This window comes from Paenibacillus sp. FSL W8-0187 (assembly GCF_037969755.1).
Taxonomy (GTDB): domain Bacteria; phylum Bacillota; class Bacilli; order Paenibacillales; family Paenibacillaceae; genus Paenibacillus_AQ.
The window spans coordinates 71,797-80,000 of sequence record NZ_CP150206.1; the positions used below are offsets into that span (position 1 = coordinate 71,797).

At 49.8% G+C, this 8,204-nt stretch carries 10 protein-coding genes; all 10 read left to right on the top strand.

The genetic code is table 11. The features are described 5' to 3' along the window. The first annotated feature begins 1 nt into the window (after position 1). Positions 2–583 (top strand): aminodeoxychorismate/anthranilate synthase component II, encoded by a 582-nt coding sequence (pabA, locus tag MKY48_RS00335; RefSeq protein ID WP_098741239.1) that lies wholly within the window; start codon positions 2–4, stop codon positions 581–583. Next, the gene (locus MKY48_RS00340; RefSeq protein ID WP_339269234.1) at positions 580–1,467 is read left to right on the top strand and encodes an aminotransferase class IV; all 888 of its coding nucleotides are present in this window, start codon (positions 580–582) and stop codon (positions 1,465–1,467) included. The genes pabA and MKY48_RS00340 overlap by 4 nt, the downstream gene beginning before the upstream one ends. Beyond that, positions 1,464–2,324 carry a dihydropteroate synthase gene (folP, locus tag MKY48_RS00345; RefSeq protein WP_339269236.1) on the top strand — a complete coding sequence of 287 codons (861 nt, stop codon included), beginning with the start codon at positions 1,464–1,466 and terminating at the stop codon, positions 2,322–2,324. The genes MKY48_RS00340 and folP overlap by 4 nt, the downstream gene beginning before the upstream one ends. Before the next feature lie 39 nt (positions 2,325–2,363). After that, positions 2,364–2,726 (top strand): dihydroneopterin aldolase, encoded by a 363-nt coding sequence (folB, locus tag MKY48_RS00350; RefSeq protein ID WP_006207454.1) that lies wholly within the window; start codon positions 2,364–2,366, stop codon positions 2,724–2,726. Positions 2,727–2,733: 7 nt separating this feature from the next. Next, the gene (folK, locus tag MKY48_RS00355; protein WP_076326683.1) at positions 2,734–3,282 is read left to right on the top strand and encodes a 2-amino-4-hydroxy-6-hydroxymethyldihydropteridine diphosphokinase; all 549 of its coding nucleotides are present in this window, start codon (positions 2,734–2,736) and stop codon (positions 3,280–3,282) included. Continuing rightward, positions 3,234–3,440, top strand: coding sequence for a helix-turn-helix transcriptional regulator (locus tag MKY48_RS00360; protein ID WP_076326682.1), 207 nt, complete (start codon positions 3,234–3,236; stop codon positions 3,438–3,440). The genes folK and MKY48_RS00360 overlap by 49 nt, the downstream gene beginning before the upstream one ends. 223 nt (positions 3,441–3,663) lie before the next feature. Further along, a complete protein-coding gene (gene dusB, locus MKY48_RS00365; protein WP_339269239.1) occupies positions 3,664–4,695 on the top strand; it encodes a tRNA dihydrouridine synthase DusB in 1,032 nt (343 codons plus the stop codon). Between the two features lie 210 nt (positions 4,696–4,905). Then, entirely contained in the window at positions 4,906–5,382 is a 477-nt protein-coding gene (greA, locus tag MKY48_RS00370; protein ID WP_076326680.1) for a transcription elongation factor GreA, read from the top strand. Between the two features lie 313 nt (positions 5,383–5,695). Next, on the top strand, positions 5,696–7,207 hold the full coding sequence (lysS, locus tag MKY48_RS00375; RefSeq protein ID WP_098741245.1) for a lysine--tRNA ligase: 1,512 nt from the start codon (positions 5,696–5,698) through the stop codon (positions 7,205–7,207). A 161-nt stretch (positions 7,208–7,368) separates the two neighbouring features. Then, positions 7,369–7,917: a hypothetical protein gene (locus MKY48_RS00380; RefSeq protein ID WP_339269242.1), complete on the top strand. Its 549-nt coding sequence runs from the start codon at positions 7,369–7,371 to the stop codon at positions 7,915–7,917. The last annotated feature ends 287 nt before the right edge of the window (positions 7,918–8,204 follow it).

Genomic DNA, 8,204 nt, shown 5'->3' on the forward strand with positions numbered 1-8,204 from the left:
TATGATACTTGTCATCGACAATTATGATTCGTTTACGTATAACCTGGTTCAATATTTGGGTGAGCTCGGCGAGGAAGTGAAGGTTTACCGGAATGATGAGATCGACATCGCTGGCATCGAGGCATTGGCCCCGGACCATATCCTGATATCTCCGGGACCGTGCACGCCGAATGAAGCCGGCATCAGTCTGGATGTTATTTCGCATTTCAAGGGTGTGATTCCGATCTTCGGCGTCTGCCTTGGCCATCAGGCGATCGGGCAAGCCTTTGGCGGCAACGTGATTCGTGCGGAGCGCCTGATGCACGGGAAAACATCCGCGATCCAGCATACGGGCGGCTCGGTCTTCGAAGGCTTACCGGTTCCGTTCACCGCAACGCGCTATCACTCGCTGATCGTTGAGAAGGAAACTTTGCCGGATGAGCTGGAGATTACCGCCTGGACCGAAGAGGGCGAAATCATGGGGCTTCGGCATAAACAATATCCCATAGAAGGGGTGCAGTTCCATCCGGAATCCATCATTACGGACCATGGCCATCAAATGCTGCGCAATTTCTTGAAGCGTACAGCTGGCACCAAAGCATGAAGTATATTGGCATGAACGGCGGCATCGTTGAAGCTGCCGAAGCTGTCATACCTGTAATGGATCACGGCCTTCTGTACGGAATGGGGTTATTCGAGACCTTCCGCACTTACGAGGGGAAGCCTTTTTTAATAGAGCGGCACTTGAGCCGGCTCATGAACAGCTGCCGGGAGCTCGGGATCGTCCACAGGGCGGATGCTGAGAGGATCAGCCGCTGGATATCGGAACTGATGGAGGCCAATGGTCTCCAGGATGCTTATATCCGGTATACTGTAACGGCAGGAGAGGGATTGCTCGGTTTGCCTGCTGGCGATTATTTGAAGCCTTCCGAGATTTTATTCGCCAAAGAGCTGCCGGCCGTAAACGAAATGCTTTACGAGAAAGGCAGAGCCATGCGGAGGCTGTCCCTTCCGCGAAACACACCGGAATCCTCGGTTCGGCTGAAATCTCTGCATTATATGAACAATATACTCGCAAAGCGGGAATTGGCCGAATACCCAAGCCACTCGGATGGTCCGACAGAGGGGCTGATGCTAACGGCGGCCGGGGAAGTGGCGGAGGGCATTGTCAGCAATGTCTTTTTTGTCAAAGCGGGTCGTGTATATACGCCTGACATAAGTACGGGCATTTTGCCGGGGATTACCCGGGCCGTGGTGCTGGAATTGGCTGCCGATCTTGGGATGGAAGTCGAAGAAGGCCGTTACAGCTGGGAGTTTTTCACTGGAGCGGATGAAATATTTACGACCGGTTCTGTGCAGGAGATTGTTCCGGTTACGACGTTGATTGGAGCTGAAGGCGAGACTCTAGTTATTGGACAAGGATTAGCCGGTCCGATAACCCGTACATTACTGAGCGCATATAGAAGGAAAGCAGGGCAAAAGGCATGAAAACAACGATTTACGAACGTGAATATCGGCTGAGCAAGGATGCTGTGTTAGAGCTCGGTCAATCCACGCTCATTATGGGCATATTGAATGTGACACCGGATTCGTTCTCCGACGGAGGTCGTTATCACGACACGGAGCGGGCGGTCGAGCACGCGCTTCAACTGGTGGAAGAGGGAGCTGACATCATCGATATCGGCGGAGAATCGACGCGTCCAGGCCATGAGCCGGTTGGAGCTGAAGAGGAGCTCGCCCGCGTTATCCCGGTTATAGAAGCCATCCATCGGCATGCGCCGCATATTCCATTATCAATTGACACGTATAAAGCGGAAGTTGCGCGTCAGGCTATTGGAGCGGGCGCTCATATCATAAATGATATTTGGGGCTTTAAAGACGACACGGATATGCCCAAGACAGCGGCAGAGCTCGGATGCCCCGTGATTTTGATGCACAATCGCCGCGATCGGAATTACATCAATCTTATCGAGGACGTAAAGCGCGATTTGCTGGAAAGTGTCGAAATTGCGAGGGCTGCAGGTGTGCAGGATCAGCATATTTTGCTCGACCCGGGTATCGGGTTTGCCAAGGACTACGACGAGAACTTGAAAGTGATGGCCTCCCTCGATCAGCTTGTAGGGCTTGGGTTTCCGGTGCTGCTGGCTACCTCCCGCAAAAGGTTTATCCAGACCACACTTGGCGCCCCGGCGCAAGATGTGCTCGAAGGAACGGCTGCTACCGTGGCTTACGGGATTGCGCAAGGCTGCCAGATCGTTCGTGTGCATGACGTGTTGCATATGAAACGGACAGCGAAGATGTGTGATGCCATGACTTACGCTTCAACGGAGCTTACACGTATATAATTTTTTTCGGGACAAAGGATGGAAGGGCGGAGTTACGAGATGGATAAAATGATACTGAGCCGCATGGAATACTACGGCTACCACGGTGTGTTTGAGGAAGAGCGCAAGCTGGGTCAACGATTCTATGTGGATCTGGAGCTGGAGATGGATTTGAGCAAAGCTGCGAAGACGGATGACCTGACGTTAACGGTAAATTATGCCGAGATTCATGATCTCTTGCTGGATATTATGCGGACGGAGTCGTTCCGCCTGATTGAAGCTTTAGCGGAGCATATTGCATCTAAGGTATTGGACACTTATACTATTATCGATGCTTTAACGGTCCGATTGACGAAGCCGCACCCGCCTTTTGACATTCATTTTGAAGGTGTGACCATTGAGCTGCACCGGACCAGGAAGTGAGACGATCATGAATTCACACGCCACCTCTGAGTGTTCAGAGGCTTATATTGCTTTAGGGGCCAATTTGGGAGACCGCGAGGGCAACCTGATGGAGGCTTTAGAACGGTTGGACGAAGTACCTGGCATATCGGTAGAGCGCGTATCCAACTTGTATGAAACCGAGCCGGTCGGCTATGTGGATCAACCGATGTTTCTTAATATGGCCACAGCCGTGTCGACATCGCTGAGTCCCCATGAGCTGCTTGCCGAAATGCAGCGAATTGAAAAACAGCTTGGCCGGGTCCGTCATATTCATTGGGGGCCGCGGACGGTGGACCTGGACCTGTTATGGATGGAAGGACGCCGTCTGGATACGCCGGACCTTGTTCTGCCGCACCCCCGTATGCAGGAACGGGCTTTTGTGCTCAGACCGCTGGCCGATATCGTATTTGAGCTCGAACCTTCAGGTCTGTACCCTGTAGTGAAGACAGCACTTGAGAACCTGGAAGGAAAGGAAGGAATACAGCTTTGGAAAACAAGCAGCTGGCGCAGCGTATCCGCGCTTTCCGAAAATTGAAGGGTTTAACCCAGCAAGAGCTCGCCGAGCGAACCGGTATTTCACTGGCCGTCCTTGGTGCGATTGAGCGGGGGAACCGCCGTGCCGAGGAGCAGATGCTGGCTCAGATTGCGGACGTGCTGGAGATTACATTGCAGGAGCTTAAGGAACGGAGCTAGAACATTTGAATAGAAAAGCCGGTGCAGGTTTATTTTCATTAAACCCGGCCATTAATATAGGATGATGCTTCTGGATGCGATCTACAAGACATGTAATTTTTGCGGACTGGACGAGGGTGCGATTCATGAGTATGATGAGTTGGTTTGAAACTTATGGATCCCTTGCACGATAACCGGGATCTTTCCACTATAAATATCTGAATATAAAGGGTTGACACATAAAATGGACAAGTTGCAAATCGGAAACATCGAGATGAAGAACCAAGTGGTTCTGGCGCCCATGGCAGGCGTGTGCAACCCAGCGTTCCGCTTGATTGCTAAGGAATTCGGTACCGGTTTGGTTTGCGCCGAAATGGTGAGCGGCAAGGCCATTGTTCACGGGAACAAGCGCACCCAGGAGATGCTGTTCGTCGACGAGCGGGAGAAGCCGCTGAGCCTGCAAATTTTTGGCGGTGACCGTCAATCCTTGGTGGAAGCGGCCAAAGTTGTCGATCAGCAAACCAATGCCGACATCATCGACATTAACATGGGCTGTCCTGCACCGAAGGTAACGAAGGTTGATGCGGGTGCGCGCTGGCTTCTGGATTCGAACAAAATCTATGAAATGGTAGCGGCCGTTGTTGATGCCGTGAACAAACCGGTCACGGTGAAGATGCGCACAGGCTGGGATAGCGATCACATCTATGCTGTCGAAAATGCACAAGCTGTCGAACGCGCGGGCGGTCAGGCGGTCAGCGTTCACGGACGTACGCGCGAGCAGCTCTACACCGGGCACGCGGATTGGGACATCATTCGCCAAGTGAAAGAAGCCGTCGCCATTCCGGTTATCGGTAACGGCGATGTGGTGACGCCGGAGGATGCTCGCCGAATGCTGGATACGACAGGCTGCGATGGTGTCATGATCGGCCGCGGAGCGCTGGGGAACCCATGGATGCTGTATCGTACCGTGGAGTACCTGAAGACAGGCCAGCTGCTGCCGGATCCGGCTCCGCAGGAGAAAATCCGGATTGCCATTCTGCATATGGACCGGTTGATCGCTCTGCGCGGCGAAGCGGTTGCGGTACGGGAAATGCGCAAGCATCTTTCCTGGTATTTGAAAGGGCTGAAGGGATCCGCTCGCATTAAAGATATGATTATGGAAGAAACGAAGCGAGACGAAATGGTGAACCTTCTGAACAACTTTGTGAACAATCTGGAGGCCCAAGAAGAATCGACAAAAAGTGTATACCCTCAAGCCGTTGCGGCGATGGGATAATTAGGGGTGCAGGCTGTTAATGGGTGCGTGTATGCGACATTCGTAACAGCCTTTGCGCGCATTGACTTTTTGAAATGGTTCCCATATAATCTTTCAGTATAAATTCAAGAAATTGAGCAGGCATCAGAGGGAAGTTCTGATCCCCAAGAATTCGCATATAGTATGTTGATACCGTGGTTTAAATTATTTACATGACAGGAGAATCGGTTAATGAGCGATAAAGAAGTCATTCTAACCCAGGACGGTCTGAAGAAACTGGAGGACGAACTTGAGAATCTAAAGTCTGTAAAACGCCGCGAAGTGGCTGAGCGGATTAAAGTTGCCATCGGATATGGTGATATTAGTGAAAACTCCGAATATGAAGACGCTAAGAACGAGCAAGCCTTTATCGAAGGCCGGATTATAACGCTTGAGAAAATGCTCCGCAATGCGCGCATCATTAACAATGATGATATCAATACCGATGTCGTCGGCGTGGGCAACACGGTGATCGTAGAGGATTTGGAATTCGGCGACACGATGCAATATACCATTGTAGGTACGGCTGAATCGGATCCGCTTAACAACAAGATCTCTAACGAGAGTCCTGTCGGCAAAGCGATTATTGGCAAGCAAAAAGGATCGGTTGTAGATGTTAACGTTCCTGCGGGCGTTATTCAATATAAAATTGTAGACATTAAGAAGTAAGTCGGAATGTGGTGTAGAAAGCTTCCTTCGGGGGGCTTTTTTAATATATTAGAATTTATAAGTTTTTTGGGGTCCCCGCAAAGTATTTGGAATAAGCATCGTAGCATAGGCTCCACTTTGTGGGGTTATTTTGAATAGGCAAGGCTGTGTTGAGGGCTTAATGGGTTAATGGCATGTCTTGAATGGCTGCCCTACCGTTAAGTCCTAACCGAATGTGTACAAGTGTTCAAGGGCTGTCCGGATCATGTATGGGTGGCGGCGTTTAATGCTGTTGGGGATTACGATGGAAGTGAAATGAAGGAGATGAATGACGATGACGGAAGAAATGAATAACCAGGAACAAGAACAGGAGTTAAGTGAGCTTTTGCAAATCCGCCGCAACAAATTGGACGAGCTTCGCAAGCTGGGCATCGACCCGTTTGGCGGAAAATATGAAAGAGAACATCACGCAGGTGATATTCTGAAACAGTATGACGAGCTCTCCAAGGAAGAACTGGAAGAGAAGCAGGTGGAAGTGAACCTGGCTGGCCGGATTATGGCGAAGCGTGGCATGGGCAAGGCTTCTTTTGCTCATATTCAAGATTTGAGCGGCCGGATTCAGATCTATGTTCGCCAGGATTCGATTGCAGAAGCGCAATATGAAGCATTCAGCATCCTTGATCTGGGTGACATCATCGGGGTCAAAGGGGTCTTGTTCAAGACCAAAACCGGTGAAACCACCATTAAAGTGAAGGAACTGGAGGTTCTTTCGAAGTCGCTTTATCCGCTCCCTGAGAAATTCCATGGTTTGAAGGATGTGGAACTCCGTTACCGTCAGCGTTATGTCGACCTGATTATCAACCCAGATGTACAGAAGACCTTCATTGCCCGTTCCCGTATTATTCAATCGATGCGCCGTTACCTGGATTCCCAAGGCTATCTTGAAGTGGAAACTCCGACTTTGCATTCGATCGCTGGTGGTGCGGCGGCACGTCCGTTCATTACGCATCATAATGCGCTGGATATGGAGCTGTATATGCGGATCGCGATTGAGCTTCATCTGAAGCGTCTGATCGTGGGCGGCTTGGAAAAAGTGTATGAGATTGGCCGCGTATACCGGAATGAAGGGATCTCTACCCGTCATAATCCGGAGTTTACGATGATTGAGCTCTATGAAGCCTATGCGGATTATAAAGATATTATGGCACTGACCGAGAATATGATTGCCCATATTGCCCAAGAGGTGCTGGGTACACAAGTGATTTCCTATCAAGGGCACGAAGTTGACCTGACGCCACAATGGCGTCGTGTATCCATGGTTGATGCCGTAAAAGAAGTAGTCGGCGTTGACTTTAGTGTTGACATGTCCAATGAGGAAGCGCATCGTCTTGCAAAAGAACATAAAGTTCCGGTAGAGCCGCATATGACATTCGGCCACATCTTGAACGCGTTCTTTGAGCAATTCGTTGAAGAGACACTGATTCAGCCGACGTTCGTAACCGGTCATCCGGTTGAGATTTCGCCGCTGGCGAAGAAGAACGACGTGGATCCGCGGTTCACGGATCGCTTTGAGCTGTTTATCGTGGCGCGTGAGCACGCGAACGCCTTCTCGGAGCTCAATGATCCGATCGACCAGCGTCAGCGTTTTGAAGCGCAGATGAAGGAAAAAGAACAGGGCAATGACGAAGCGCACGAGATGGATGAAGATTTCTTGCGTGCACTGGAGTATGGCATGCCGCCAACAGGCGGACTTGGTATCGGGATCGATCGTTTGATCATGCTTCTTACGAATTCCCCATCCATTCGTGATGTCTTACTGTTCCCGCACATGCGTAATAAGGAGTAGTAGCGTTTGCTCCATTAATAGATTGTGGAAGAGGCAGTCGGCTATAGATCTCTATAGTCGGCTGCCTTTTTTTGTATGGTGATCCCGATTCTCTCTTGTTCTGAGAATAAAGCTGTGCTACATTTATTTAGCACAAACGTATTAAATAAGGAGGCCGGCGAATGATTGCAGCTTTTATTATTGGATGTGAAATTTTATTCTGGGTATTTGTTCTCGCTGGATTAAGTGCAAGATATTTGCTTGGAATGAAAAGAACGGGCGGAATACTGCTGCTGTGTACGCCGATCATCGACTTATTATTGATAGCCGTAACCATGATAGATTTGCGTGGCGGGGCAGAGGCCGGATTCATGCATGGGCTGGCAGCTGTATACATCGGGGTGACGATTGCTTTTGGGCATCGGATTATCCAATGGGCGGACGCCCGGTTTGCTCACCGATTTGCAGGTGGCAAGAAACCGGAGCCAGCCACGAAACATGGAGCGGTTCGCGCCAAGCGTGAACGCCAGGGGTGGTATCGCCATGTGTTGGCGTGGATGATAGGAGTTATATTGCTTGGCGTTATGATTGTTGTGGTTGGGGAACCAGAACGAACGGAGCAGCTAAAGGCGTTGATCTTGCAATGGGCCGTGATCCTGGGAATTGACTTCATATATAGCTTCAGTTATACCTTCTGGCCAAAGAAGCAGGCAGGGAAATGGAGATACTGAATACCTAGTATATAGTAAGTAAATGAATGTATGATTTTACCTTATTATTAATTTGTCAAAAGGGTTGCATATTGGCGAATGCCATGGTATATTATACTTCCGGCCAAGAAATACGGTCGAAACAATCGCTTGAGACAACAAGCCAAAATGAATTTGAAAAATAAATTCAAAAAAAGCTTGCAATGAACGAGCGGATGTGATAAGATATAAGAGTTGCTAACGAGATAAAATGTTGGCGGCAAACGAAGAAGTTGATCTTTGAAAACTGAACAACGAGTGAGTAAAAC

Excerpts from the sequence above, each read along its gene's own strand:
- pabA (WP_098741239.1), top strand. The coding sequence starts at position 2 with ATGATACTTGTCATCGACAATTATGATTCGTTTACGTATAACCTGGTT.
- dusB (WP_339269239.1), top strand. The coding sequence starts at position 3,664 with ATGGACAAGTTGCAAATCGGAAACATCGAGATGAAGAACCAAGTGGTT.
- lysS (WP_098741245.1), top strand. The coding sequence starts at position 5,696 with ATGACGGAAGAAATGAATAACCAGGAACAAGAACAGGAGTTAAGTGAG.
- folP (WP_339269236.1), top strand. The coding sequence starts at position 1,464 with ATGAAAACAACGATTTACGAACGTGAATATCGGCTGAGCAAGGATGCT.
- folB (WP_006207454.1), top strand. The coding sequence starts at position 2,364 with ATGGATAAAATGATACTGAGCCGCATGGAATACTACGGCTACCACGGT.
- greA (WP_076326680.1), top strand. The coding sequence starts at position 4,906 with ATGAGCGATAAAGAAGTCATTCTAACCCAGGACGGTCTGAAGAAACTG.
- MKY48_RS00380 (WP_339269242.1), top strand. The coding sequence starts at position 7,369 with ATGATTGCAGCTTTTATTATTGGATGTGAAATTTTATTCTGGGTATTT.
- MKY48_RS00340 (WP_339269234.1), top strand. The coding sequence starts at position 580 with ATGAAGTATATTGGCATGAACGGCGGCATCGTTGAAGCTGCCGAAGCT.
- folK (WP_076326683.1), top strand. The coding sequence starts at position 2,734 with ATGAATTCACACGCCACCTCTGAGTGTTCAGAGGCTTATATTGCTTTA.